28 protein-coding genes and 2 pseudogenes are annotated in these 26,740 nt (G+C 35.9%); 5 read left to right on the top strand and 25 right to left on the bottom strand.

Annotated elements, in window-relative coordinates; translation table 11 throughout:
- The first annotated feature begins 211 nt into the window (after positions 1–211).
- On the top strand, positions 212–1,963 hold the full coding sequence (locus tag IGL90_RS04330; RefSeq protein ID WP_002378176.1) for a DUF262 domain-containing protein: 1,752 nt from the start codon (positions 212–214) through the stop codon (positions 1,961–1,963).
- A gap of 260 nt (positions 1,964–2,223) precedes the next feature.
- Positions 2,224–2,418: a hypothetical protein gene (locus IGL90_RS04325; RefSeq protein ID WP_002360606.1), complete on the top strand. Its 195-nt coding sequence runs from the start codon at positions 2,224–2,226 to the stop codon at positions 2,416–2,418.
- Positions 2,419–2,831: 413 nt separating this feature from the next.
- Here IGL90_RS04325 and IGL90_RS04320 read toward each other — a convergent pair whose 3' ends face one another.
- The 3 genes from IGL90_RS04320 to IGL90_RS04310 all read right to left on the bottom strand — a co-directional run bounded on the left by IGL90_RS04320 (position 2,832) and on the right by IGL90_RS04310 (position 4,076).
- On the bottom strand, positions 2,832–3,017 hold the full coding sequence (locus IGL90_RS04320; RefSeq protein WP_033625701.1) for a hypothetical protein: 186 nt from the start codon (positions 3,015–3,017) through the stop codon (positions 2,832–2,834).
- Positions 3,002–3,514, bottom strand: coding sequence for an enterococcin EntV (gene entV, locus IGL90_RS04315; RefSeq protein WP_002358120.1), 513 nt, complete (start codon positions 3,512–3,514; stop codon positions 3,002–3,004). Before entV ends, IGL90_RS04320 begins: the two co-directional genes overlap by 16 nt.
- 358 nt (positions 3,515–3,872) lie before the next feature.
- Complete coding sequence (locus IGL90_RS04310; protein ID WP_002381996.1) at positions 3,873–4,076, bottom strand: DUF378 domain-containing protein; 204 nt, start codon at positions 4,074–4,076, stop codon at positions 3,873–3,875.
- 194 nt (positions 4,077–4,270) lie between these two features.
- On the opposite strand from IGL90_RS04310, the gene IGL90_RS04305 reads away from it, so the two are divergent.
- Together IGL90_RS04305 and IGL90_RS04300 are read left to right on the top strand one after the other, a co-directional pair.
- On the top strand, positions 4,271–4,564 hold the full coding sequence (locus IGL90_RS04305) for a hypothetical protein (protein WP_048737673.1): 294 nt from the start codon (positions 4,271–4,273) through the stop codon (positions 4,562–4,564).
- 13 nt (positions 4,565–4,577) lie between these two features.
- The gene (locus IGL90_RS04300; protein WP_239660080.1) at positions 4,578–4,856 is read left to right on the top strand and encodes a hypothetical protein; all 279 of its coding nucleotides are present in this window, start codon (positions 4,578–4,580) and stop codon (positions 4,854–4,856) included.
- A gap of 21 nt (positions 4,857–4,877) precedes the next feature.
- Here the strand turns inward: IGL90_RS04300 and srtC are convergent, their stop codons facing one another.
- From srtC to ebpA, 4 genes are all read right to left on the bottom strand, one after another.
- Entirely contained in the window at positions 4,878–5,735 is an 858-nt protein-coding gene (srtC, locus tag IGL90_RS04295) for an Ebp pilus assembly class C sortase (protein WP_002394164.1), read from the bottom strand.
- Between the two features lie 93 nt (positions 5,736–5,828).
- The gene (gene ebpC, locus IGL90_RS04290; protein WP_048737677.1) at positions 5,829–7,712 is read right to left on the bottom strand and encodes an endocarditis and biofilm-associated pilus major subunit EbpC; all 1,884 of its coding nucleotides are present in this window, start codon (positions 7,710–7,712) and stop codon (positions 5,829–5,831) included.
- The gene (gene ebpB, locus IGL90_RS04285; protein ID WP_048737680.1) at positions 7,709–9,139 is read right to left on the bottom strand and encodes an endocarditis and biofilm-associated pilus minor subunit EbpB; all 1,431 of its coding nucleotides are present in this window, start codon (positions 9,137–9,139) and stop codon (positions 7,709–7,711) included. Before ebpB ends, ebpC begins: the two co-directional genes overlap by 4 nt.
- 3 nt (positions 9,140–9,142) lie before the next feature.
- Positions 9,143–12,607 carry an endocarditis and biofilm-associated pilus tip protein EbpA gene (ebpA, locus tag IGL90_RS04280; protein WP_152679634.1) on the bottom strand — a complete coding sequence of 1,155 codons (3,465 nt, stop codon included), beginning with the start codon at positions 12,605–12,607 and terminating at the stop codon, positions 9,143–9,145.
- A gap of 174 nt (positions 12,608–12,781) precedes the next feature.
- Between ebpA and IGL90_RS04275 the strand changes: the two genes are divergently transcribed.
- A complete protein-coding gene (locus tag IGL90_RS04275; RefSeq protein WP_025187107.1) occupies positions 12,782–14,203 on the top strand; it encodes a helix-turn-helix domain-containing protein in 1,422 nt (473 codons plus the stop codon).
- 185 nt (positions 14,204–14,388) lie between these two features.
- Here the strand turns inward: IGL90_RS04275 and IGL90_RS04270 are convergent, their stop codons facing one another.
- The 18 genes and pseudogenes from IGL90_RS04270 to galE form a co-directional block, all read right to left on the bottom strand.
- Positions 14,389–14,784: a DUF805 domain-containing protein gene (locus IGL90_RS04270; protein ID WP_002358131.1), complete on the bottom strand. Its 396-nt coding sequence runs from the start codon at positions 14,782–14,784 to the stop codon at positions 14,389–14,391.
- A gap of 70 nt (positions 14,785–14,854) precedes the next feature.
- The gene (locus IGL90_RS04265) at positions 14,855–15,568 is read right to left on the bottom strand and encodes a DsbA family oxidoreductase (protein WP_002375225.1); all 714 of its coding nucleotides are present in this window, start codon (positions 15,566–15,568) and stop codon (positions 14,855–14,857) included.
- 139 nt (positions 15,569–15,707) lie between these two features.
- Positions 15,708–16,154: a GNAT family N-acetyltransferase gene (locus tag IGL90_RS04260; RefSeq protein WP_010713539.1), complete on the bottom strand. Its 447-nt coding sequence runs from the start codon at positions 16,152–16,154 to the stop codon at positions 15,708–15,710.
- 369 nt (positions 16,155–16,523) lie between these two features.
- On the bottom strand, positions 16,524–16,766 hold the full coding sequence (locus IGL90_RS04255) for a hypothetical protein (RefSeq protein ID WP_002358134.1): 243 nt from the start codon (positions 16,764–16,766) through the stop codon (positions 16,524–16,526).
- A gap of 70 nt (positions 16,767–16,836) precedes the next feature.
- A complete protein-coding gene (locus tag IGL90_RS04250; protein ID WP_002391595.1) occupies positions 16,837–17,268 on the bottom strand; it encodes a universal stress protein in 432 nt (143 codons plus the stop codon).
- Between the two features lie 52 nt (positions 17,269–17,320).
- Complete coding sequence (locus IGL90_RS04245) at positions 17,321–17,626, bottom strand: hypothetical protein (RefSeq protein ID WP_002358136.1); 306 nt, start codon at positions 17,624–17,626, stop codon at positions 17,321–17,323.
- A gap of 17 nt (positions 17,627–17,643) precedes the next feature.
- Entirely contained in the window at positions 17,644–17,841 is a 198-nt protein-coding gene (locus IGL90_RS04240; RefSeq protein WP_002363671.1) for a hypothetical protein, read from the bottom strand.
- Positions 17,842–17,912: 71 nt separating this feature from the next.
- The gene (locus tag IGL90_RS04235) at positions 17,913–18,302 is read right to left on the bottom strand and encodes a hypothetical protein (RefSeq protein ID WP_002358138.1); all 390 of its coding nucleotides are present in this window, start codon (positions 18,300–18,302) and stop codon (positions 17,913–17,915) included.
- Positions 18,303–18,306: 4 nt separating this feature from the next.
- Complete coding sequence (locus IGL90_RS04230; RefSeq protein ID WP_010817156.1) at positions 18,307–19,623, bottom strand: Y-family DNA polymerase; 1,317 nt, start codon at positions 19,621–19,623, stop codon at positions 18,307–18,309.
- A gap of 154 nt (positions 19,624–19,777) precedes the next feature.
- On the bottom strand, positions 19,778–20,932 hold the full coding sequence (emeA, locus tag IGL90_RS04225; protein WP_002358140.1) for a multidrug efflux MFS transporter EmeA: 1,155 nt from the start codon (positions 20,930–20,932) through the stop codon (positions 19,778–19,780).
- Between the two features lie 192 nt (positions 20,933–21,124).
- On the bottom strand, positions 21,125–21,565 hold the full coding sequence (locus IGL90_RS04220) for a GNAT family N-acetyltransferase (protein ID WP_010824522.1): 441 nt from the start codon (positions 21,563–21,565) through the stop codon (positions 21,125–21,127).
- A gap of 48 nt (positions 21,566–21,613) precedes the next feature.
- A complete protein-coding gene (locus tag IGL90_RS04215; protein ID WP_002384748.1) occupies positions 21,614–22,126 on the bottom strand; it encodes a GNAT family N-acetyltransferase in 513 nt (170 codons plus the stop codon).
- A gap of 66 nt (positions 22,127–22,192) precedes the next feature.
- Positions 22,193–22,492, bottom strand: a complete 300-nt coding sequence (locus IGL90_RS04210) for a hypothetical protein (protein WP_002390034.1) — start codon at positions 22,490–22,492, stop codon at positions 22,193–22,195.
- 27 nt (positions 22,493–22,519) lie between these two features.
- Positions 22,520–22,837, bottom strand: a pseudogene (locus IGL90_RS04205) (hypothetical protein); the annotation flags it as partial.
- A gap of 160 nt (positions 22,838–22,997) precedes the next feature.
- A pseudogene (locus IGL90_RS04200) lies at positions 22,998–23,223 on the bottom strand (AAA family ATPase); the annotation flags it as partial.
- A 9-nt stretch (positions 23,224–23,232) separates the two neighbouring features.
- The gene (locus tag IGL90_RS04195) at positions 23,233–24,237 is read right to left on the bottom strand and encodes a LacI family DNA-binding transcriptional regulator (RefSeq protein WP_002369677.1); all 1,005 of its coding nucleotides are present in this window, start codon (positions 24,235–24,237) and stop codon (positions 23,233–23,235) included.
- A gap of 6 nt (positions 24,238–24,243) precedes the next feature.
- Complete coding sequence (galT, locus tag IGL90_RS04190; RefSeq protein ID WP_002361579.1) at positions 24,244–25,734, bottom strand: UDP-glucose--hexose-1-phosphate uridylyltransferase; 1,491 nt, start codon at positions 25,732–25,734, stop codon at positions 24,244–24,246.
- A 14-nt stretch (positions 25,735–25,748) separates the two neighbouring features.
- Positions 25,749–26,738, bottom strand: a complete 990-nt coding sequence (gene galE, locus IGL90_RS04185; RefSeq protein ID WP_163404198.1) for a UDP-glucose 4-epimerase GalE — start codon at positions 26,736–26,738, stop codon at positions 25,749–25,751.
- Positions 26,739–26,740: the final 2 nt, after the last annotated feature.

Below are 26,740 nucleotides of genomic sequence, written 5' to 3'. Positions count from 1 at the left end.
TTCACATGGATATCCACTTTTTCTAAAATGAATCTCCATTGTAATTATTTCATATTTATGAATAGATATTCTAATGGATAAACCTGTAGAAATTTCGATTTATATTACCTTATAGAATCCAGATAACAAATTTGTATAATAAAAATAGATTCAATATTTTTGTATTTTATGTGGTAAAATTAATTAAATAATGTCAAAGGAGATTCTCAAAATGGGTTACGTAAATTTCACTATAAAAAATTTAATTAAGAAAATAGATAACAATGAATATGTACTACCTGCGCTTCAAAGAGAATTTGTATGGAAACCAGAACAAATTGAAAGATTATTCGATTCCATTATGAAAGGATATCCCATCGGCTCGTTCTTATTTTGGAACGTCCAAAATGAAAATATAAATAAATATGAATTTTATAACATATTAAAAGAATACCATCAAAGAGATGCTAGACATAATACAAAAATCAATATTTCACATAAAGATAGTGTTACAGCAATACTAGATGGGCAACAAAGAATAACATCTATCTATATAGCTTTGAAAGGTACCTACAGCTACAAAATAAAAGGAGCATGGAAAAATAATGACAATGCTTATCCTTCGAGACAGCTTTATTTAAATATCGTTTCTCCAAATTTAGATACCAACAAAGATGTTCAATTTGATTTTAGATTTTTAACTAATGAGGAAGCAGAAGATTTTACCGAAGATACTCTTTGGTACCCTGTCTCCGATATTTTGCAATTTGAAGTAGGTGAAATGTTTACTGTGATTGCTAGATATCAAGAGCTTTATCGGAAAAATTTTCCTAATGAATCCGTTGAAAAAACAAGTTATATTATGAATTCTTTAGGAACTTTACATCAAATGATGGAAAAAGATATATTGGCATATTATGAAGAAAACTCACAAGAAATTGATAAGGTTTTAGATATCTTTATCAGAATGAATAGCGGTGGTACTACGCTAACTTATTCTGACCTTTTGCTTTCTTTAGCGACTGCTAAATGGCAAAATCTGAATGCTCGAGAAGAAATTTATTCATTAGTTGATGAACTAAATATGATAGGAAACGGTTTCAATTTTAACAAAGATAATATTTTAAAGGCTGCTTTAGTGTTAACTGATAAAAAGAATATTAAATTTAGAGCTTCCAATTTTGACAAACAAACCACAAACCTAATCGAAACTAACTGGGAAAAGACAAAAAAAGCAATATCTTTAGCAGTGAATTTACTTTCAAATTTTGGGTTTAATGGAGATACTTTAATTGCTAATAGTGTAATCATCCCTGTTGTTTATTACCTATACAAAATTGATTGCCCAAATAACTATTTAGAAGCTGATAGATACTTAAATGATAGGAATAAAATAAAATATTTTGTTCAGATTTCTTTGTTAAAAAGAATCTTTGGAGGAACTCCAGACTCAATATTACTTAAAATGAGAGAAAATATGCAGGATTTATCCGAAGGGTTCCCATTGTCAAAACTTCTTAAAGTTAGAGATACAAACAAATCTTTAATCCTAACGGATGAAGACATTGATTATTTACTAGATACAAAAATTGGAAAGTACTCTTTCACACTTTTATCGGTAATTTTTCCAGCCATAGATTTAAAAAATAAGTTTCACCAAGATCATATATTCCCTTCAAGCAAATATAAAAATAAAAAGAATTTAAGAGAAATAGGTTATTCAGAAGAAGAAATAACATTTATTGTTGAACACATCGATACAATTGTAAATTTACAATTACTAGAAGGCATTCCTAATACAGAAAAAAATAATAAGTATTTCGATGATTGGGTATTAAAAAGATATAATTCTAACGAGGAACTGGATTATTATCTAAATAGGAATTTACTAAATAAAGTTTATAAAAAGAATGAATTCATCCAAATGTATACAGATAGGAAGGAAGAATTAAGAAAAAGACTGCTACAAAACTTATCTTTTTAGCCATCTTTTCAATTACTAATAACTATGTTTTATATCAAAGCTAGATAGTATAGAAATAAACTAACCTTATTATTCTTGCTAGCATTCCCTTCTCTATAGAATAATTCTAGCAAGAATAACCTGAATAATAAAAATTATGTATTATTAACTATCGTGTTAGTCGGTTTAGTACTGACACTTTTTACTGTAATTAATTGGATTACTTACTCAGTGATCTTGTTAATTGTAGGCATATTAAGCAAAAGAAAGTAGTTGATTAAATGACTTACACTGAAAAAATCGAAAAATTAATAGACCTAGATTTAACGAGCTATCGTATTGCAAAAGAAACTGGAATCAGCACGCAATACATTGACAAAATCAGAAGTGGAAAAACAGCTATTGAAAATATTGGACTTGGAAAAGCGGAAATATTAGTAAAGTATTTTGATGATTTAGAAAAAAACATATCTTGATATGATGTAGTTTTTAGCTTCTATATTTCTAATATCAATATTTTTTCCAACATCTTTCTTGATTCACAAAAAAAGACCCCCAAAAATTCTGTAGAATTAAAGTTACTGAACCCATTCTAAGTAGGAATCAAGCTATGCTAAGCTTATCAAAGAAACATTGAATAGTTTAAACCTGAATGTTATATAGGATACTTATATTTCCACCTTAAGTGTAATGAAATTTCTATGGCTTTTTTTATAAGTATTACCTCCTAAACTGTTAATGTGGTTGTCGTGAACCAAACTTCATTTTAACGGTTTGGTAGGCTTTTTAGCTATCTTGAACCATCTACATAGCAAGTCAATAAAAAAATAAAGAGAAGGCTCGTTACCTCCTCTTACACTTCCTATCACATTATCTTTCTAAAACCACTTCATTTTCTTTTTCTATTGGTGATTTTGGGTATTGCATAGAACATGGCTAAAAATATTATTGTTATCAAAAGAGTCTTTAAGATTTCAATTTCTCCTGAATCTATCCAAGTATATACAAAAGCGATGATAAAAGTAATTACTATTTCCGTAACATGATCTTTTAAATTCATTAGCTTAACCCACATTGAACTGCCCATAAAGCTAGTTGTCCAGCTACAATAATAGCATTCGTCTTTAACCCATTGGCTTTAGCGAAGCGTAATACAGTCACTGCTAATTCTTTCCAGGCTTTCTTTTGTGCAGCTTTTACAATTGCGCTGATACTAATCATTGCAAAAAACTCATCTTTGATTTTGTTAGCAACGCAACTTCCTAATGCATTCCAATTAAAACGTGCTTGAACTACTGTTGAAGCATCAGAAATATTTACATTTAACTCTTCCTCAACTGAAGAAATCTCTTGCTGAGCAAAATTATTTTTGACATAGTTTTTAAAGTTATCTTCCGTCACTCCATTCGCATACATTTCTTCCAGTCCTTTTGCTACAGCCTCAACTTCTGAATCCTCTAGCTGGTCAGATGCATAAACACTTGTACCAGCGCTGATAAAAATACCTAATGTCATTAGTAATGCCATCGCCAAACAAAAAAATTTAGCCTTTTTTGTCACCTGTAATTCCATACATAAATCCCTACTTTCTTTTCCTTGTTATAATCATAACAAGGAAAAAGATAATTTATCATCAAAATCCCTATTTGATGCTTATATTTTCCTATATATCCTAGAGCTGATTTTTCTCACTAGTGATCACATCAATTTGAACTAATGATTCAAAAAAAGACACAGGTTATTTGAGGTACATTCGAGGTAATGCTAGGTTCTATTTTGAAAACAACGCTGCTCTCTTGAAATATTTTTTGAGCTTGTCTAAACCTTCTGAAACGAATATAGAAAATAAAAAAAGAGTCCCCTTTCTCAAGGAAACTCTCAATTACTAAGTTAAAATAACTTCCCGTTATCTAAATCTTTTAAATCAATCCTATGGTTCGCGGAACAAAGGAGCTAAAAACTTAATAGAATAAATCGCACAAATTCCGACAATAATATAGATAATTTTTGCTAATGGTGTGGTTGCACCGCCACTAATTGTTGCAACTAAATCAAAATTAAATGCACCGACTAATAACCAGTTTAAACCTCCGACAATCAATAAAATTAAAGCAATAATATCCAGATATTTCATTTTTAACACTCCTTCCAAATTTGATAAGCCAAGAGTAACACGTTTATTCTTTATTTACGAAAATAATGATTCAGGAAAAAAACTTTTTTCAATTATTTTCTCTAATAATTTTTTCATTATTAAGAATTTTATGATATAACTAAAGAGTAGACAAAAACAGATTCATTATCTCTGATAAGAAATGGTGGTTTATTATGCGTGCTAAGTTATTTTTAATTTTGCGGTATCGAGTGTTATCCCGTGTTGTCTTTGTCATTCTATTTTTACATGTGTTTTTTAACACAAATGATTTCACGGTGTTGCTGCTCCTCTTACTATTAAATTATTTACTCACGCTTGAAGATAGCGCGAAAAAAAACAGAAAAATCCAAACTTGGCAAGAATTTAAACAGTCGATTGATTGGCCCTTTGTCGCTTTTTATTCAGGGCTTGCTCTTTTAGTTATTTCGTTAATACTTCTGTTTCTCTGGTTCAATTATGCACGATAAGGAGGATTAAAAATTGAAAAGCTATTTTTTTACTCTTTTTTTTAGTATGTTTAGCCTTTTCGTCATACTACTTTGGTTTTCTGGATATGATAGTAAGGGATTTCTATTGGCCCTTACAGATTTTCTAGGTTTTTCTATTATTCACCAAACGCCTGTGCTGGATACTTATTATTCCCAGCAGCCTTTAACAACCAGAATGTTGATTTCTTCTGAGCTTCATTTTTGTACTTATTTTTGCTTAGGTTTGGTCATTGATTTACTACGTAAAGGGTTTAAAAAAATAAAAACATAGTCACTTTTATTATACGAATCGTTAATTTCCATGCTTTCTGGTCGTCTTTTTCCGTCGCTTGTACCAGATAATGAAGCCGCTAATAATTAACGCACAGGCAATTAAAAGTAATGTCCATAATAGTAAATTTTGTTGTTGTGTCACTTTTTTCATTCCTGCTGCTGCTTTTTCTGGTTGATATGGGATACGATGTCCTCGAACTAATAACCGATGACTGTTTATCATATACGGTGTGCAAGTTAATAAAGTGACGAGATCTTGGCCAGACTCAATGTGTAAATCTTTTGTATCAGTTGGTTCAACGGTTTTTATTTGATCCACTTGATAAGCGAGCGTCTTCCCATTGACTTCGATATAAAATTCATCGCCTTTTTTTAATTCTGGCAAATCTGTAAATAATTTGGCTTGAGGGAGACCACGATGTCCTGAAATGACCGCATGTGTATTCGCACCACCTGTAGGATAGGAGGTTCCTTCTAACAAGGAGCTTCCTTTTTCCAATAGTAATGCATTCGTTTTATCAAAAATTGGTAAACGGACATTTATTTTTGGGATGGTTAAAACACCAATCGTATGACTTTCAAAATAGGATTTGTCTGGTTTTTTCGTTGTTTTTTGCGTTTCGGAAAAAGGATCTAATCCAGGATTGCTGCCTTTTTTCGCTAATTCTTGGTTTTTCTTTTCCATTTTTTCTTGAAGTTCAGCCATTTCTTTGGTGTTTTCTTGGCTTGCTTTTGCTTGATAATGAGCGATAATTTGTTGATCCAGATAGTTATTTAATGCATCGCTAACAAAAGGATACGCAAATGCACCTATTCCAATAATCAGTAAAAGAATCATAAAACCATCAATGATACGACGTTTCTTTTTTGACTTCATTGCTTCCTCCTTAAAAATAAAGCATGAGAGCCTGGGACAGTGATTTGCCCAGGCTCTTTGTTTTTCTAAAAATTTCTTCGGTGATGCTAGAAATTAAGCATTTTCTTTTCTACGTCTAGCAAAGTAGACTACTGCAATAAGTAGCAAGACTGCGCCACTTCCTAAGTAAACGTAGATTCCTTTGCCACCTGTTGAAGGTAAGGTACCTTTGTGTTTGTTTGGTACTTTTTCTGGTGAAACTAGGTTTTCTGTTGTGCCATATGATTGTTCATTGACCACAAATTCAATCCGATTTGTTAACAAGACATAATCATCAGGAGCTACAGTTTCTTCTAAATAATAGGTGCCGTATTTAAGCCCTGTGATATCAACTAATCCATCAGCCGTTGTTGTAAAAGTAGTTGCTTCGGCTTTTGTTTTCACCCAAGTTGCTGCTTTCGTTGTTTCATCGATTTTCAAATAATTTGCTGTGTCACTGTTTTGATCACGAACGACAAAGGAAGCTCCCGCCAAGGCTTGTGTCGCTGTCACATCGCCATCGACTTTAATGAAACGTTTCCCACCTGTCACAACTTCAACAGTTGGTGGTGTTTGATCGTCGGTATGGCCATTATCAACATTCGCCTCATTTTTAAAGCCTTTCGTAGGATCTGCTTTTTCATTTAAATGCATAAAGTAAACGAATTTTAGTGTGCCGCCTGGTGTTAACGTAGGAATATACGCTGGATTAACGGCGACAGTGAAGCCATTTGCTTGTTCAGTCACTTGATAATTTTCAGGAGCAATCACTGTATCCCCATCATATAACGCATAGGCATACTCTCCAGAAGTCACGTTATCAAAAGTTAAGGCTGCATCATGTTTATCAACTAAATTGAATTTGACGTATTTATTAGCGTCGCCTTCTTTGTCTGCAATCCCCAATGGAATATTTACAGAAATTTGATATTTAATTTTTTCGCCAATTGCCACATCTTTACCATCCAAGTTTGGTGTTGTTTTATCAACTTTAGAGGTATCATTTTTGACTGTTTTTTCAACAGGTGTTTGATTGTTTGCTTCAATTGTAAATGGTGTTTTTGTTTGATTTTCAATTAATTCTGCATTATTTGGAGCTTTTACTTCTTCTAAAATATACGAACCAACCTCAAGATTTTTAACTGTTAATTCTCCCGTTCCATTCTCTGCTTCTGTAAAATCATTTTCGCCAATTTCATAACTTTTCCCAGTAATAAAGCGTTTTGCTTGTTCTTTATCCGTTGTCCATGTATATAATCCATCTTTGACTCCTTGGATATATTTTACTGTGCCTGGTGAGCCTTCGCTTTTGGAAATAACAAATTCTGCGCCATTTAATCCTTCATTTTCAGCAGTTCCTACTTTTTTCACATGTAAACTACCATCATTGGCTACCACATTTTTAGGATAAATATGAACAATCGCTAATTCTTCTGTTCCATATTTATAGGAACCATCTGCTTGCTTGATCATTTCGTAAACTGGGAACGCCACCACCATATTCGTAGCAGCAACTACACCCTCTTTTGGTTCTTCTTTAATGGTATACACTGCATCTTTACCATTTTGTTTTTTAGGTAACTGAACAGTGACATTCCCATTTGCATCGGTGGTTCCTTGAGCAACAGGTTTCCCAGGAGTTAAACTTTGGACAGCTTGTTTAGCTGCATCAACGCTTGCGCCTGCCGCTCGTTGCTCGTAAAATTCGCTCGTCACGTTATAAATACTAAACGTCACATCTGCCAGTCCTTGATATTTATCAAACTCGCTCATTTCTTTCCCGCTATTTTGAATAAGCGGATCTGGTAAATCCGTCATTTTCTTTTTGTGAATCACGAGCTGTGCGCTCTCCCCATTTTCTTCTGCAAATGCAGTTGTTGTCCCTAATACACTCGTGAAAAGTGGCAAAATTAGTAACAAGGTACTAACGGTGTACCAAACTTTTTTTAATTGCTTCATTTTCTCTCTCCTCTTTTTTGTTTTTGATAAAATAGCCAAATGACTACCATCCCAATGATTAGCAGGCCTGCAATCGTCAACCAAATAGAACGTTCTTCATTTGTTTTTGGTAAGAAGCCTGACTCTTTTACTTTTTTATTGATTACATGTAACGGTGCTGTTCGTTGTCCGTTCGTTGCATAAGAATTTTTTTCCACCGTAAAAGGAATTTCTGTTTGATTCAGAAGATAACCTTTTGGTGCAGAGATTTCTTCCAAGAAGTACTGGCCATCTTTTAAACCTTTAACTGAAAATTCACCGGCTTGATTAGACGTGATTTTTTTAGCTAATGCTTTTTCTTTTTGCCAACGATACCCGTTTGCTGTTTCATTGAGGTATTCCCCCGCTTGATTTTTGACGATAAAAACAGCCTCTGGCAAGGTGATTTTCGCATTTTCACTATCAACTTTGACAAAAGACTTGCCGCCTGTACGAACTGCGGCTCTTTTAGTCAAGGTATGCTTGTCCGTGACTAATTGTCCTTCGTTGTTAATCGCAGTGTCTGGTTCAGCGGTCTTTTCTAAACGCATTTGATACGACACAGTCATTGTTTGATTTGCAAAGTTTTGTAAGTCTTTAATTGAAAAATCAAGCGTAAATCCATGCTTTTGCGTCGTCAGTGTGTAACCTGTAGTAACTGTTTTTCCAGCCACTTTTACCTCAATTGATTCTGGTAAAAGTGTCAACGTTGTATCCGCCTTATCTGACAAACGGAATTCCTGATATCCTAAAATATTCGCTGGAATCTGAGTCGTTAACTGATAGTTAATGTGCTCTCCTTGATTAAAGCCTTGTTGCTTATCGAGTACCGTTTTTTCAAGTGGTGGTAAGTCATAGGCATTTTCTTCATTTTTTGGATATAAATGAACATGCGTTAACGATTGCCCTTGTGGATCTTGAACAGGCAAAATCACTACTAGGTTGCTAGCTTTTTCCTTTACCACTTCTGGTGCTTCCGCTTCAACAAATAAATAGGCTTTATCTCGTTGCTGCGAATCTTTGCTAGCTAATGAAAAAGAAACCACTCCATCTTCTCCATTTATTGTCTGTGTTTTATCTTCTGCGATTGGTTTTCTATTCATTGCACCGGTTTCTGCTAATTGACGCTGTGCTTCTTGGACCGTTTTTCCTTCAGAACGAAGCTGATAAAACGGATCCGTCACATCATAGACTTGATAAGTGACGTCATTTAAGCCCCGATAATTTTGAAGCAGCGTTCCCTCTTCCCCTGTGTTTTGCTGCTGTTCTGGTAATTGACCATCAGGGAACAATAATTTGTGCAACGTAACTTGAACGCTTGCTTGCGATGCTTCTGCTAATGCTTGCTGTGAAAACCCGAAAAGAGCGAGTAGCATGACGCAAATACTTAACCAACGTGCGTTTTTCATTGATTACACACTCCCTTCTGGTCGTCTAATAAAGAGATAAACACCCGCTATCACGAATGTACTAATCGCTATCAAGTAAAACCACAAGCGTCCTATGCCACCAGTTTCAGGTAAAGGAACCTTTGCTTGGTTCGTAACATCTAAAGTGATTTGATTATTCTTCTCTCCAGAAATTAAAACATCTGCTACTTTTTCCCCATCTATCGTGACTGAACCATCTTCGCGAATTATTAATTCGATTGGTTCTTTTAACCCCTGATATCCTTCTGGCGTAAAGGTTTCTGTTAGGACATATTTCCCTGGTTTTAAGTTTTCAAAAACAAAAGTATCCGTTTCTTTGCCATCTTTTGGTAATTCAATATCCGTATCTGGTCCTGTTAAACGGAATTTCGCTCCTTTAAGTGGCGTCTGATTATCGGCTTTTTTATGAACCGTTAAGTCAAAAGGTTTCAAATGATTTTGATGTGTCAGTGTCCATTCTGGCGCATTTTCTTCAATATTTTTGCCTGCATAGTGAATTTCCCCATATTTATCAACAGTAAATTCATAATTTCCAGCAAGAGTGTCGTATCCTAATGGTCCTGATTGTTCCACCATTCGATACTCACCAGGTTCACTAATTTTAAAATAGCTCAATCCTGCAGTATCTGTTTTTTGAGTTGCCACAGTTTGGTAACTTCCTTGAGCATTTTTTCTTTGCAACGCAAAAGTCGCCTCTGCTAAGTTCACTTGTTTGCCATTTTGCATGGTGTATTTTCTAATTCTGATTGGCAAAGAAGAAAATTTATTTTCAATTTCCAATGGAATAACTTGATTTGTGGTGGTCACTTCTTGTCCATCGATGCTTACTTTGCCTTGCTCACTCACCTCAATTTGCCAAGTCGTTTTCTTGCCTAACTCATGTCCTGCAGGTGCTTTTACTTCAGTTAATGTATAGCGTTCCCCTTTTTGTAGGCGCACATCTTTTGGCAAGGAATAGCTACCATCTTTATTGTCCACTAATGTTGTTTGAACATTTTTACCACTCAATTCAAAAACGGCTCCCACTAAGTTTTTCTCACCTGAGGAAGAATTTTTGATTACTTTTAAATCTAATGGCTTGAACTGCTTCGTGTTTTTCCAAGTAGTATCGTCGATTTTTTCTTGACTATAACCAGGAACTGCTAATTCACGGGTTGTTTGGTAATTGAAAGCTTGTCCTTGATTATTGTATTGGGGAAGTCCAAGAACTTCTTGATAGCTTTCATCCGCGGTTTTGGAAAGTTGGGTTACATTTTTGCGCTCCCAACTATTGCTGGTATCATTTTCTGGTTTTGATAATTTAATATACCCAGTTTGCCAGTTGGCTGTGTCAGTTACTTGCTTTCTACTAATTTCATAAATCACATTATCTGGCCGACTTGTTGGGTCTTGATCATACTCTTCCCAGATTTTTTTCACGTTTAACTTCACGCCAGGTGCTTTTCCCGAAGGAACCCCAAAATCAACTTTTTCAGGGGCCGTGGCTAATGGCTGAAACGTTGTCCGACCATTCATTTGATACCAAAAATCAGGTTTGAAGTTTTCTGACTCTGTTTGAATACGTACTTGATAATGAATTTGAATTTCTTGCCCTTTACCCAAATAAATCTCATTACTATTAATTGTAGCGCCTGTTAGCGACACTTCTGGTAATGTTTGAACCTGAACAGGACCCACACTTTTCATTGATAATGTATTTGGCTCGTATTTAAAAGGTTCAGCAATTGGATCAACTACTTTTCCGTTTACAACCGTTCCTGAAATCTGAACGGCTTTTTTCGCTAAATAATCAGAAATGTCTGGTGCATAATCCGCGGATTCATAATAAAGGTCTCCATTTTCATCGGCTGACACCATCTCACGCATTTTATCTTCAACTTGTTGTTTAGATAAATTAGCTCGTGGATCGCTTTGCAATTGAATACCCAATCCATGTATTTCAATCCCGCGTTGTTTTAAGGCCATTGCCTCACCTATCGTGGCGATAAACGTACTGTTAATTCGTTTATTGATATTGTTTTGATCTGGCGCATTATAGCTACCAGAGATATAAGAAGTGCTACCTGGTTGATCTTGTCGATTCGTAAATTGTGTCCCGTAAAAGCGACCATCCGCCTCTGTTTGAACTCGACTCACTTTATAAGAGAAGGTTGGGACGCCATCCGTTAAAAGTACAATAACTTTCTTATGTCCATTTGGCGTTGCTAACATATCACCAGCATCTCTTAATGCTTTTTGAGTGAAAGTTCCTCCTCTAGTGCTACTTGGCGTAATATTTTTAATTGGATTTTTGACTGTATCAAACGGCCCCATTTGAATGGCATTGTTATTATAACCGTCACTTGAGTAGCCAACATAGCCCATGTTGATGTTATTGGTAATACCGCTATCTGCCAATGTATCAACAAAACGGTTCACTCCTTTTTGAACTTCACCAATCCGATTGTTTTCATTCATACTACCGGACCAGTCAACGACTAAGACCAAATCCAATGGCGTGATTTCTTTCTGAACATTCCCACGCACATTAAGATATACATCAAAAAGCCCTGGTGTTGTTGTTTCTCTAGCATATTTTCGGATGGCATAATCGGCTTGGTCTCCTGTACCGCCATACTCAATATAAGAATTTGTGCGATTAGTAGGGTCCCCATTCCAACTCGTTTGGCCATCCCATTGGGCACCACCATCTTTATTCCCTTGATGGTTTAACACATTTTGATTGCCTGTGGGCCGCCAATTAGCTGTCGGATAAGTCCCAGAATTATCCGTCGTGTATTGTGGTGCAATTAAAGGCAGTGCCAGATTCGCTCTCAAAGTAGCTGGCGCCATTCTTGCTTCTGCAAATGGATTGGTTACCTCTTCTGTTGCGGTCGGCTGTTCTGTTTTTTCTGGAGCCGAATCATTTTTGTTAGTTTCTTTCGTATTTTCTGGTACAGTTATTTTTTCTGGTTCAGTTGATTCTTTAGCAGAATCCTCTACTGTTATTTTTTCAGAAGTAACTGAAACATCATATTCGTTGTTTTCATACAATAACTTAGGTGGCTGAGCTGTTTGAAGCGAACTTTGCTCAACAGCTAACGAAAGCTGTACCGGCTTTTTTACTTGTGCGTCCAAAGTCAGATAAAGCGTACCATTAGTCACTTGGTAAGAATATCCGTCTTTTTCAATTACAGCAGTATCCATGAACTGTGCATTTTTCAATTGAATTTCTCGTTGTAATGGCTGCTCTGTTTGGTTGAGAAGATTTAACTCGATATTAATATTCGTTTTATCATTCTCATCTGTTATCATTTGAGCGGATGTAATTTCAACTTCTTTGGCTGTTTCTGCATAGCCAATGAGCGGTATGAAATAGGATGAGACAAGTAAAAAGACTACGCCGAAAACCCCAAATTTCTTTAGTAATTTAATGTCTGTTCTCTCCTTTCTTTTATGAATTAACAGTTAAATTAGAATTGCCTAGCACGTAAAATTTCATTATTCTAATCTGATAATTATTATACAGAGAAGGAGCTCATTAAATCACACCAGCTTTCATACCAAGCGGTTTCATTTCTGAAATTGCGTTATTGTTTCGATGATTGTTTCATTAAAGTAAAGGACTTGGGAGGAAACAATATGATTAGGTTTTTAGAAAAAAATTATCGGAAAATGGAAGAAATCATTCGTGTCTTATCCATTTCTGATAAATGGATGACTAAAAAAGAACTTGCAAAATATATTGGTAGTTCTGAGTCTACTTTTATTCGTTATATTGAGGAGATTAAACAGCGTTGGGGCGAAAGTTTAACCATTAAAACATCGCATAAATTAGGCTATCGTTTAGAAAACTTTAATGTGTCCTTATATTTAAACGTGCTGACGGATATGGCAAAAACGTCAACGACCACCCAATTGCTCCATGAGTTTATCCAAAATCCTGGCAAAACCATCGAATATTATTGCGATACCATCAATATTAGTCGCTCTTCTTTTGCTCGAAAATTGAAGCAGTGTAATCAGGTCTTGGAAACTTACTCTCTTCGCGTTATCGTTGATCAAGGCTATCAATTAACTAGCCAAACAGAAGAATTGCCTTTACGTATTTTTACAACCTTTTTCTTTTTAATGTATTATGGTCATTATGAATTGCCTTATCAATTAGATAAGCAAGAAATCAAACAATTAATGCGTCGTAATCAATGTCAATTAAATATTATTAGTATGGATAACAGTTATGAACACGATTTCTTTATTATGTATTTTATTGTTGATTTATTAAGAGAGCATCAAGGCTTTCAGCAACGTTTCCAGAAAAAAACAGATAAAAAGAGTCCAATCAAAATGGAAGATTATCTTTTACTCAGTCGTCATTTTACTGGGCTCAGCCGTGAAACCTATCGGGAAGTTCTCCGGTATTTTCAAAGAGGCGCTTTTCAGCAATACTACTCCGAAGACCAAGAAGTCATCAGTCAAAGAATACGTGAAAATTTAAAATTTAATGCTTTTTCACAGATTGAACAATTAACAGAAGAAGTCGTCGACTTCGCTGTTCACTTGTTAACCTGTCTTTATTTGTTTTCTCAATTAGTGCCTTTTGACACCTCCGAATTGACACAAAGGGCCACCTTTTTCACTCGACAAATTCATTTTACTCAGCTTCACTTATATGCACGATTAAAAGCAGAATTGCATTTCTTTTCCGCTCTTTTAGAAACAAATCTATTAAACTATTCATCTTCTTATATTTTTTGGTTGCTTAATACTTTTCCAGAAATTAACCAGAGTTTCGACTCAAAAAAGATTTTGATTATTAGCGACATGGGCCTGAATCATAGTCAATATATTGGAAACTATGTCCACGATATTTTAGCTTTGCATCGGATTCGTTCAAATACGTTAGCAATTACGGAAGAACAATTAGGTGAACATCAACTTGAAGAATTTGATTTGATTATTACCAATCAACCAATTATTGAAACCAGTGTTCCAAGTATTTTAATTAATGATGCTATCTTATTTTCTAACAAAAGAGAATTGCTCGATTTATTAAACTTTTAACGTCTTAATGGTTTTCCCTATCTACCAAAAAGATAGCCCTTTTATCAAGAACCACGTAATGTGAGGTGCCATCATACAGAAGATATTTTTATTTTTCTGAAATCAAAAAGAAAATAGGACATAAGTCATTTCGACTTATGTCCTATTTTCACTCTTAAGATAATCAGCTAAACGAAACCAGCAAATTAAATTTCTGATTGATTCACTGGCCATCTTGTGTGACTTTTACTTGGCAAAATTAATGTAATGAAGATCACTAAAGTACCGATAAAAGGAAGTAAATAGAATAAAATCCACCAGTTACTGTGGTCGCGATCATGCAATCTTCTTGCTCGAACAGTAAAGTTTGCCAACCAAATTAAAGCAGTCAGCAAGAAAAAGATAATGGTCACGGTATTCCATTCTTTAATGATTGTTCCATCATTGGGTGTTACTTCAATATATCTGTAAACGCCCGTAATTGCTGAATAAATCCCTAACACCAAATAATTAATTAATTGTGGCCACCAATATTGTGCTCGTGTTGCTGACGCATTCATTGTTGTAATATTATTCCAGTATTCTCTATACGCGTTAAACATATTATCACCCCCGCATTAACTATTACAGAAGTCTTTCGTTTTGTCAAAGAATAACGTTATTTTATGCCGCTTAATGACACGTCCATGTGCCTTCCTTAAACTCACACGAAGCTGACTTTTCAGAAGAAGGAGTTAATGAAACTAACGGTTGCTGTTGTTTTTCTTCTGCGAGAATTTTTTGAATAGTTTGGCTGATTTGTTGTTTCGGTACTGCACCATTAATTAAATATTTTTGATTAATGATTAGTGCGGGAACTCCTTGTAAACCATAAGCAGAAGCTAGCGCAAAATCTTCTTGAACCGCCGTCCAAACAGCCTCGGAAGCAACAGCTTCTTTCCATAAAGCAAAATCAATCGTTGTCTCTTTTACTAGCTCCTCAATTACTTCTGGCTCTTCAATATTTAAACTTCTCATAAATAAACCTTCTTGTAACTTATCAAACAGTACCCAATAAGTGTCTTGGTTGCCAATGTATCCAGCTGCTTTTGCTGCTAATAATGCATTCTTTGATGTTGGAAAATCAAATCGTTGCTTCCTCATCCCTTCAATATTAAAACGATGCTTTGAATCGTTTTGATTGGCATGCACCCAATGCGTCAAAACTTCTTCTTTTACTGCTGCTCGTGAGCCAAACATTGTTTCAAAATCGTTTGCGGACCACCCCAACGCAAACGACCGATGAATCAATTCAATTTCAGGAAATTCTTGTTGAATCTCATGCATGCGGTCAGACATTGGAAAACAAAAACTACAAATAACATCATGGAAAAATTCTATTTTCATCCTTACCCTCCAGTAACTCTTTTTTCAAAACAGATTGAACTAAATTTACCATTTCACTTACTAAAAGTAAACAAATGAAGCCAATTAAAAGAAAAAGATGAAACAAAATGCGCTATGGCTTTTGTCTCACCTGTTCTATCTACTTATTCTGATGTGTCCATTCCATTACCCGCTCACCATTCGTATCTAATTCACCATTAAATACAAAACCAAGTTGTTGATACAACCGAATTGCTGAGCTGTTCGTATCATAAACACTCAAGTATAGCTTGTTTGTTTGGTATTTTTCTATTAGCATTAACATTAAAAGTCGACAGGCTGCTTTCCCATAACCTTGTCCTTGGAACCGTTGATCAATTAAAAAGCGGTCTAACCAAACGCGCCCATCTTGCCAACGTCCATACATGGCATAGCCGATTAATTGATTGCCGTCATAAATACCTGCCGATTCCCATTCTGGAAATTGGTCCGATTCTTTTAGATTTTCTGCCATTGATTCAATGAAGGTTTGTTGTTCAGCGAAAACTTGTAGGTTTTCCACTGCTTTACGATTATCGTTTGTTACTTTTTCAAAATGTATTTCCATTGTTTTCACCTAATTAGTTGTTATTTTCTGCATACTTGTATTCTTTCTTGCTTCTTATTTTAACATACTTATTTCCCTTTGCTTTCTCTAACTCTCTGTGATTATACGTTTCTCTTTTTTATGGGAAATCTTCCCTATAAATGGAGACTCTTTTCAAGAGATTTCTTTTTACACTACCCGTTTCAAATGATATAAATGATATATAGAGTGTTTTAACTATGTGCAACATGATTAAAAGTTAACTGTTGGGGAGCAGTTAACTTTTGCTTTTTAACCACAAAAGAGAGGATCCGCTGTGAGAAATAACTGCAGTAGATGCTCCCTTTTGTATATTATTTATTTACTAGCCGATAGTTGAAAGTTTTCCCGTTACTCAGTAGTATCGATTTTGTCTTCTTGACTATCTAAAGAACGGTCAACTTTTTCGTCGTAACTTTCCATGGAATTTTCATTTTTATGTTTCTGCTTATCGACCGTTTTATCGACTTTTTCTTTCTGTCGATCAATTGTTTTTTCCATCTCTTCGCCAGCCGAGGTACAACCACTCAGTAAAAGGAAACTTGTGAATAAAAACGCTGACAAGATAACTGTTTTTCCGATTTTTGTTTTCATAAACTCACCTCTCGTTTAATTTAAAAAAACGTCCCGATAAAACATTGTTCCCTTGATTATTTACTCACAATTAGCGAACGACTAAGACATTGCACAAAGCATGGTTAACCACATAATCTGTAGTAGAACCAATCAAGGTTCGTTGAATAGCACCTCTTCCCGTGGCACCTAGCACAATTAAATCTATGGCATAATTTTCAGAAATCGTGTTGGCAAGATAACGTTTTGGGCTCCCAAGCTCAACAATTTTTTTGACTGTTTTTACACCAATTTCACTCGCTTGTTTTGCCTTTTCAGTGAGCATCTCTTCTGACTTGTGTTTTTCTAAATCATACAATTCTTCAAAAGAAAATGGACTCGTCGTAAATTCAGCATCATTAATAATTGTAGCTAAATAAAGAGTGGCTTGTTCCTCTTTGGCAATCCTGACAGCTTCATGAAAAGCTTTTTCAGATTGATCTGAGCCATCAAGAGCAACCAAAATATGTTGATATACTGACATTTTATCCGCCTCCTTAACCAAATTAAGAATCAAAACTAACACAACAGCTGTGTTACATTTTAGTGGCTATCTGTTGTAATTTTTCCACGGTTAATGCTTGATAATTTGTTTCTTCAAGTAGTCCCGTTTGAATTTCAACAGAAACATCTTCCGTACATGTTTCTAAAAACATTGTGGCATAATCAAACTGTTGCTCTAAGAATGTTTCATACTCCAGTCGACAACGTAAAAATTCTTTCGCGGTATCTGAAACATGTAAACACATGCGGCGCTTATTCGCTTTCTTGGTTATCACAAAATAGGTTCCTTCTAAAATCGTGGTAATCTCTTCAATAATATACGCTGCATCTTTTACCATTCCGTCAATCCAGTCCTTTATTTGTTTTCAGTGTCGTTGCCTTTTTCTTTGTCGTCACTTAACAGCTCTTTAATTTTTTCACGATTGTCGTATAACTTTTTTCCTACGCCCACTAAGGCGCCGCCTGCCAATAACTTTGTTAAAAAGCCGCCATTTGCGTTTGTTTTTTTGCCATGGTGTCCTTTTAAATGATGTCCCATCCTAGCCACCTCCATAATTTTTATTTCTATTACCTATGAACATTATCTCATATGTTTTCACAAAACGCACGTATAACAATAGTTTTTTAATCAAGGCTCGACCACTTTGTAAACTCATGACTTTTAATATGACGAATCTCTTCAAATAAAATATGTGTATGTCCAACTTTTGCATACTCCATTGAACTCATCCCTTCAAAAACACCAACAATTGGTGGTTGAACACGGCCAAAATCATCCAAAGTATTCAATTGGATTTCTAAAACTTGGTTATTTTTTAAAGACTGCTCTAAGTATTCTTCAATTTCTTCTGTTGTCTGTTGCGGTAAGCGTTCAAACGCTCTCTTAGAATATTCGTCAGAAGCTTCGATTCCTTCTTGTAACTCCCCCAATGCAAAAGCGGTCGCCCATTTCAGTTCAAAGGGCCGATCATGGTACTCATTATAAGGTGTAAATTCTTTTTTTGTTCGTTTCATGATGTTATCCTCCTAAACCGACATTTCCTCCAGCATGTCCACCGACTAATCCCGAACGATGAATTGCCGTCGCGCCTTCCAACAAAGAAGAGGCGTGGATTAAAGCTTGAAAGCCAAATTTTTGTCGGATTTTATCAATCAGATAGTTTAACTCCATTTCACTAATTTGCTCTTCTGGTTCCGAAAATAAATCTAATTGTAAAGATTCATTCCAAACTAATTTCCCATAAGAAAGCCCTAATTGCCGGACATCAGTTCCCGCTAGATAATGTTCTCTAAAAAGGGCTAATACATAGGTAATCAAAACTTTTGTATTGTTTGTTGCAGGAATCGTTTGTTGTTTTCGCCAACCAGTTCGTCCTTCACGGTCAATTTGACCTTTGGAATAACCAACGTAGACTGTGATACATTCCGTTTGACAATGCGCTTTTCTTAAACGAGCAGCCACTTGTTCTGTCAGTTCCTTTAAGACTAGTTCAATCTGATCTCTTCGCGCATAATCTCTCGGTAAAATCTGACTATTCCCAAATGATTTTTCAGCTTTATGTGGTGCTTTTTTCCCTAAAAAGGTACGATCAATCCCCCATGAATGAGCATACAATTGAAGCCCCATCACGCCAAATGTTTCTTGTAAAAGATGCGGATTCGCTTGCGCTAACTCATATACAGAATCAATTCCTAAACGATTCAGTCGTTTAGCCATTCTGCGACCAATCCCACAAAAATCTGTCAAAGAAGGCAACTGCCAGACAGTATCTGGTACACGATCATACCGCCATTCTGCAATAAAGTCTGGCGAATGTTTGGCGCCATTGTCCAACGCCAATTTAGCCAGTAACGGATTGTCCCCTATCCCAACGGTCACATAAATACCCACATGATTATAAACGACTTTTTGGATAATCCGAGCCATCTTATAGGCGGTTTCACAATGAAAATAACTTAAAGAAGCCGTTACATCAAGAAATGATTCATCTACACTAAACACAGAGTGATCTTCATCTGCGACAAACTTTTTATATAAATTATTGATTTCTTGATTTTTTTTCATGTACAAATTCATTCGTGGCGGAACCACATATAAATCAGGATGAGCGGGCACTTGATTTTTACGCGTAACATTTGAAACACCTAAAACTTTTTTTGCCATTGGCGATGCTGATAAAACTAATCCCCCCGCATTTTCGGCATTACTCATCACTACTAACATCGTTTTCAACGGATCTAACCCACGTTCTGCGCATTCTACACTAGCGTAAAAACTTTTGCAATCAATACAAAGAATATCGCGACTAGGTTCTTTTTCATAATCAAATTTCATAAACATCACCTCACTTGCAAAATCATTATACGAACAAACGTTCGATTAATCAAGCGAACACTGTTTATTTTTTTGTTTTTTTCAAGAACGGTTGGTGATCAAAAAAAAAAATAAGTATTCGGAATTTTTATATTCCAAATACTTATTTTTTCTTTTACATCTTATTTCGATTTAAAAATAACGATAAAAAGCCCGTTCCTAACAGAATTACTGCTGAAACATAATAAGGGAAAAAGTGATTGATATCAAATAAAGCTCCTGCTGCCATTGGTCCTAAAATATTACCAAAACTTGTAAATGTCGAATTTAGTCCGTTGATGGTTCCTTGTTGATCTCCAGCATGTTTGGATAAATAAGTAGTTACTGCTGGTCTAAACAAGTCAAACGCTAAAAAGACAATAAACGTTGAAAATACAACAACTAAATTATTTTTTGTAAAGGCAATCACGGCAATAAAAATGGCACTTGCAAAAAAGGTTAATTGGATTAAACCCATTTCACCTATTTTTTGGACGATTGCATCAAAGAAAAACAACTGACAAATCAACGCTAAAATACCACTAACCGTAATCACGATTGCTATTTCACTTGTGGTAAAGCCAAAATTAATAGTCGCCATAATACTATAAATAGATTCGAACGCTTGCAGGCCAAAAGAGGAAATTAAGATAATCACAAATAATGAGGTAAACATTGGATTTCTTAAAATATCCATAAATGAACCTTTTTTCGCTTCAACAGCGGCTAAAATTCGTTTCTCCGGCTCCTTCAAAACAGTTAATGTCAAAATAAAACCAATAAATGCTAAAAATGCGGCCGCAAAAAATGGAGCGCGAATACCTAAATAAGCAATAAAACCACCAACTCCTGGTCCGATAATAAAACCACCACTAATTGCGGCTGACACAAGCCCCATCGCTTTCGGACGTTCAGAAATCGTGGTCATATCTGCCACAAAGGCTGTCACTGACGGCATTAATAAAGCGGCGGCAATCCCGCCTAAACCACGAGAAATATAAAAACCGCTTTTCGCTTGGGCTAAACCAAATAATAACTCAGAAATTGAAAAAACCAACATGCCCGTCGCAATCATTTTTTTCCGACCAATTTTATCCGAAAGGACACCTGCGATTGGCGATGTGATTAATTGGGCAATCGCAAAAATAGAAATCATCATTCCCATTGTGGTACCAGAAAAATGCATTTCTTCTTTTAATTGGGGAATTACGGGAATGACTAGGCCTACGCCTAGAAAAACAAGAAATAAGTTAGAAATTGCTAAGTACATCATACTATTTTTTTTCGTCATAATTTGCCTCCTCCATAAAAAAACAGCCATCAAAAATGGCTATTTCTGTTTCTTTGTATGTACTTTCTTTGACAGTGTTTCGACTGAAACACTCGTTGAGTCATTGAGATACATTTTACACTAATTCGCTGAAAATTTCACTAGTTTTTACTTATTTTTTTAAAGGAAATTGTTATTTTTTAAAGACATAACTTAAGTATCCAAGTATTTAATGAATCGCTTTTGTTTTTTATCAGAAATATAGCCAATGTGTTCATAAAATTGATGTGCTGCTGTACGCTGTTCCCCTGAATTTAAGCGAATCGCAGACAAGTTACACTTTTTAGCTTCCGTTTCTAGTTTCGTCATTAATTGTTTGCCAATTCCACGGCCTTCTGCTTCTTTTGCCACTGCTAATCCCAGAACGTTCAATAACGTTTGGGAATAAATTGTTTCATACAGTTGCGCATGCACATAGCCTAAAATCTTGCCTGTCTTCGTTTCTTCATAAACATATAAAAACTCTCTGTCACTGGCTAGTAGTAATTTCTCAATCTGTTTACAGGTCACGTCAACGGGAACTTCATAGCCCAATTGTTCTTTATTAATGATAGTTAACGCCGCTGCATCTGTTGGCTTCATTTTTCTAATCAAGGGTAACAACCTCCTAAATGATATTTATAGAGTATTACTTTGGCTACTCTATAGTTTTTTCGATAAATAAAGAACTAACTCATCATCATTAACACACCGTTCGTTTGGTTTCAGCTGCTTATTTTGAAACCAAACTCCTGAACCATCTGGCACATATCCTTGTTTGATATATAATCTTTGCGCTGCACCATAACCAGGATGCAGGCCTACTCCCAAGGAAACAGTATCTGCATAACTTTTGGCAACATTTTCTGCACGATTTAATAATAACCGCCCCACTCCTTGTTTTTGAAATGGCAAGAATACATTGAAATCAGCTATTTCAGGATATAAATTTTTAAAAGGTCCTTCCTTAGCTAATGGCAGTAACGTCACATAACCTAACAGCGTTGCCTTTTTCTCCGCTACAAAAACCGTTCGTTGCTTGACTAATTGTTCTTCTAAATAGTTCATTAAAATCTCTTGGCGACTTGGCCAACCTTGTTGGACAAATTGAGTATCCAGCGCTAAGATATCTTTCTCTTGCATTTCTCTAATAACCACTAGCTCAGACATCAGCATTTCCTCCAAAAAAAAGTTTTCATTTTATACAACGAAGCGAATAATTCTTCGCTCCCTTATTCATTTTCAAAAACCATCGAGTTGATGATATTTGGGCAAAACAGCAACACATGTTTCTTCTGAATTAACAGCAATAACGAACCCTTGCCATAAGGACCACGTCACCGCTTCACCTAATTTCTCTTTCACTCGTTGAATCATTTCAGCTTGCGTTAAGTCTCGAGCAGGGAAATGTTGAACTTTATCGTTACTGATTAAAAAAATAAATGATTCTGAAAAAGCTGTCATGACTTCAGGTGGTAAATTTTTTAATCGTTCTTGGTAATCCATTGAAACCACTCCTTCTTTTTTATCATACCACAACATCCATTTCTCTAAAAAGCGCAGCACTCACTACTGAATATCTGCTAAAATTTGCCTGATAATCTGCTTTTCAGACAGTTGTTCAGATAACCGCTTTTCTCCCGGAAGCTCTAAATAATCTTCTGGTAGCCACCAACGTTTCATTTCCACGACACCAAATTCTTGATTCTTGTTTCTCTGGCTATGTCTTTTCAGCGTTTCTTCAAAAGAAATATCAAAATAATAAACCTGAACGTTACCTTCAAAGAGATGGATTATTTCCTGAAAAAAGGAATGATAAATGGCTTTTTGAAAAATCCCTTCAACAATCACATACTGGCATTCTTGATACCCAAAAGCCAGAGGTCGGGACAGGAGTGTTTAGCTTCAAGAAATAAGAAGGAATTTCCGAAAGATGCTTTTCGTCTTTCGAGGAATTTCAGCTTATTTCCGAAGAAGCTGCTCCTCTCCCGCCGTTTATCTTAAGATTCAAGTCTAAGAAGGTAAGTCGTTTCGACTTACCTCCAAAAGACTGTTTCATCTTTAACACGAAGCATTTCTCTGCGCACCACATCTTGAGAAATCAATAACGATTGTTCTTTAAGACACTGATGAAGCGCTTTAGCTATCGTTGTTTTACCACTACCAGAATTACCACGTAAAATAATTAATTTCGGTTGCATCTGTTTCCCTCCATTTTCTTGATTGTTGAAAACAAGCAGAAAAGAGCAAAAAACTTGGAAAAAACTCTCCAAGTTTTGCTGTTATTTTGATGAATGTTTCGTTGAATCTCGCTGAATGAATTCCGTTCCGACAATAATTTTTCTAGGAACTGGTGGGGTATTCAAGCATAACTCTTTCATTGTCTCAACGGCTAGCTCACCCATCCATTCAGTATGAACTTTAACTGTTGTTAATGTGGGTGAAACATATTTTGCGACACTAATATCATTAAAACCAATGATAGAAATATCTTCTGGCACACGAATGGCTGCTTCTTGTAACGCCCGCATTGCACCAATCGCCAATGTATCACTTGCAGCGAAAAAAGCGGTTGGACGAGTGTCCGCTTTTTCAATAAAGTCTTTCATCGCTTGATAGCCTTCTTCAACAGAAAAAGCTGCTTCGACAACCCATTCTTGATGATAAAGGTCCAGATCTTTTAAGGTTTCTTTAAAAGCGACAAAACGTGGATCAACCAATGCCACGTGGGACTCTTTCGTATATTCTTGCCCAGAAAGTATACCAATTTTCTGATGCCCTTGCGCCAAAAATTCTTGCACAATTGTTTTAACACTTCCAGCAAAATCAACAACAATGGAGTTTTGGCCAAAAGCCATTGCATCAAAGTCTACAAATAGAAGAGGTGCGCCTAAGGCGGCTAAGGCCGCCACTTGCTTTTCATCAAATTTTCCTAGGGCAATTGTCCCATCAAATCTTTTTTGAGACAGGTTTGTCAGAGATTCTTTGACTAAAAGAAAACCCAATTCCTCTGCCCGCTTTTCAACACCTAAACGAATCGATAAATAGTAAATATCATCCAGTTCTTCTGGATCGCTGAACCATTGGACAAACCGAATTTTCTTTTTGCCTGCTTGTTTTTTTCTGGCTCGCTTTTTATAATTTAACGTTTCTGCTGTTTCAAATATTTTTTTCTTCGTTTCATCACTAACTGATAATGTTTCATCATAGTTCAAAACTCTCGAAACTGTCGCTGAAGAAACACCGACTTGCTCTGCTATATCTTTAATGGTTACGATGTTCCTCACCTCAAATTAATCATTTTCAATACATTGAATAAATCGTTCAAAAGCACGACGGCCTTCTTCGTCACGTTTAAAGACACCGGCATCTGTTAAAATTTGAACAAAAATTGTCCCAATTCCTTGTTGGATCACTTCTTTGACATTGGCTTCAGTGATGGTTTGCTGACTGAGTTCATCCGCCCAAGCTCGATGACTTTCAGCAATTTGATTGGGTTGCTTTAATAAATACTTTTCGACTTCTCTTAATTCTTGTGCTAGCCTTGGTGGCAAAATAGCTAGTCCCATTACTTCAATTAAGCCAATATTTTCTTGCTTAATATGTTGTACTTCTGGATGTGGATGAAAAATGCCATCTGGAAATTCCTCCGAAACATTATTATCTCGTAAAACTAAATCCAATTCAAATAATGACCCTTTGCGTCGAGCAATTGGCGTAATCGTATGATGCGGTGTGCCATCTTCTGAATAGGCCCGAACTGAGACTCGTTCATCAGAATAATTGCGCCATTTGGTCAAAATTAATTCGGCCGCCTCAACTAGTTCCTCTTGACGATCACTTTGAAGACGAATCACAGACATCGGCCATTTTAAAATACCCGCAGTTATCTCAGGATATTTTTTCAAAGAAAATCTTTTTTCCATTGGTGCTAAATCCATTGGAAATGTATGACGTCCTGCTTGGTAATGATCATGAGATAAAATAGAACCACCAACAATTGGCAAATCTGCATTAGAGCCCACAAAATATTCAGGGAATAACTCCGTAATTTTAAGGAGCCGCTGGAACGTTTTTTTCTCGATTTTCATTTCTCGATGTTGTTGGTCCAAGAAAATCGCATGCTCATTATAGTAAGCATATGGCGAATATTGAAAGCCCCAAGCTTCGTCCTCTAAATTTAGTCGGATAATCCGATGGTTTGTACGTGCTGGATAATTTACACGGCCATAATAGCCTTCATTCTCCATACATAACATACACGCTGGATATTTTTTTTGACTCATTTTCTTTTCAGCCAAAATTTTTCGAGCATCCTTTTCTGGCTTCGATAAGTTAATGGTAATTTCTAGTTTACCATAGGGTGAGTCCATTGGGAAAATAATATTTTTGGCGATTGCTTTCGTTTTAATGTAGTTATTCGTTTTACATAACTGATAAAAATAATCCGTTGCTTTTCGTGGAGACTCTTGATAATAGTCCATAAACTTCTGATTAATAGTGGTTGGGGTCGGCGTAATAAAATCCATTAACTCCGCTTCTAGTTGTTCTGCTTCCGTAATTGAGTCATCGATTTGGTGATTGGCTTGTGCAATGTTTAAAAGATGTTCCACCACACGCAACGGTTCTTGCTCACAAGCAACCGCTTCTGGTTGTTCAAAAAAATCACAGCCAACTAGTTTGGCAATCCGATTCGTCAAATAATAACGGTCTGTTTCCGTCCAATCGCCATTTTCTATGATTATCTCTACAAATGCAGCAATCCATTTACTACTTTCTTTCATCATCTGATGTTCTCCTATTCATTATAGCCTTGAGGATGTTTCACATGCCATTGCCAAGCGGTGGCGATAATGTCCTTGACCTCAGTTACTTCTGGTTGCCAGCCTAAAACTCGTTTGGCTTTTTCACTAGAAGCAATTAACGTACTAGGATCCCCTGCTCGGCGTGGCGCGATTCTCGCAGGGATTTCTTGACCTGTCACTTCGCGAGCAGCATCTAACATTTCTTTAACAGAATAGCCGTTGTTGCTTCCCAGGTTAAAGACGTCACTTTCGCCGCCATTTTTCAAATATTCTAAAGCCAAAATATGTGCTGCAATCAAGTCTTCAATATAAACATAATCTCGAATGCACGTGCCATCTGGTGTATCATAATCATCCCCAAAAATACTTAGCTCTGCTCGTTGGCCTAATGCCACTTGTAAAATAATTGGCACAATATGCGTTTCTGGCGTGTGATCCTCACCAATTGAGGCATCTTTTTTTGCTCCTGCAACATTAAAATAACGCAAAGCAACATATTTCATTCCATAAGCGTTGTCGCACCATTTCATGATTTTTTCCATCATTAATTTACTTTCCCCATACGGATTTTTAGGATTCGTTGGGGTTTCTTCTGTAATAGGCATTGCTTTTGGTTCGCCATAAGTGGCCGCTGTGGAAGAAAAAACAATGTGTTTCACTCCGAATTCTTGCATAACTTCCAAGGCAATTTGAGTGCCGTGAACATTGTTATTGAAATACATTAACGGTTTCTCCACGGATTCTCCTACTAAAGAATTGGCCGCAAAGTGCAACACCCCTTCAATTGATTCCTTTTCAAAGACACTACGTAAAAAAGTTTTATCACGAATATCGCCTTCATAGAAAGTCGCTTGTTCATGAACTGCTGAACGATGTCCCGTTAATAAATTATCAACAACAACAACGGCATATCCTTTTGAAATTAATTGATCGACGGCATGTGAGCCAATGTAGCCTGCGCCGCCTAATACTAAAATAGACATTT

It is taken from the genome of Enterococcus sp. DIV1307a, assembly GCF_050537425.1.
Lineage (GTDB): Bacteria > Bacillota > Bacilli > Lactobacillales > Enterococcaceae > Enterococcus > Enterococcus faecalis.
This window is presented reverse-complemented; position numbering and strand designations above follow the sequence as displayed.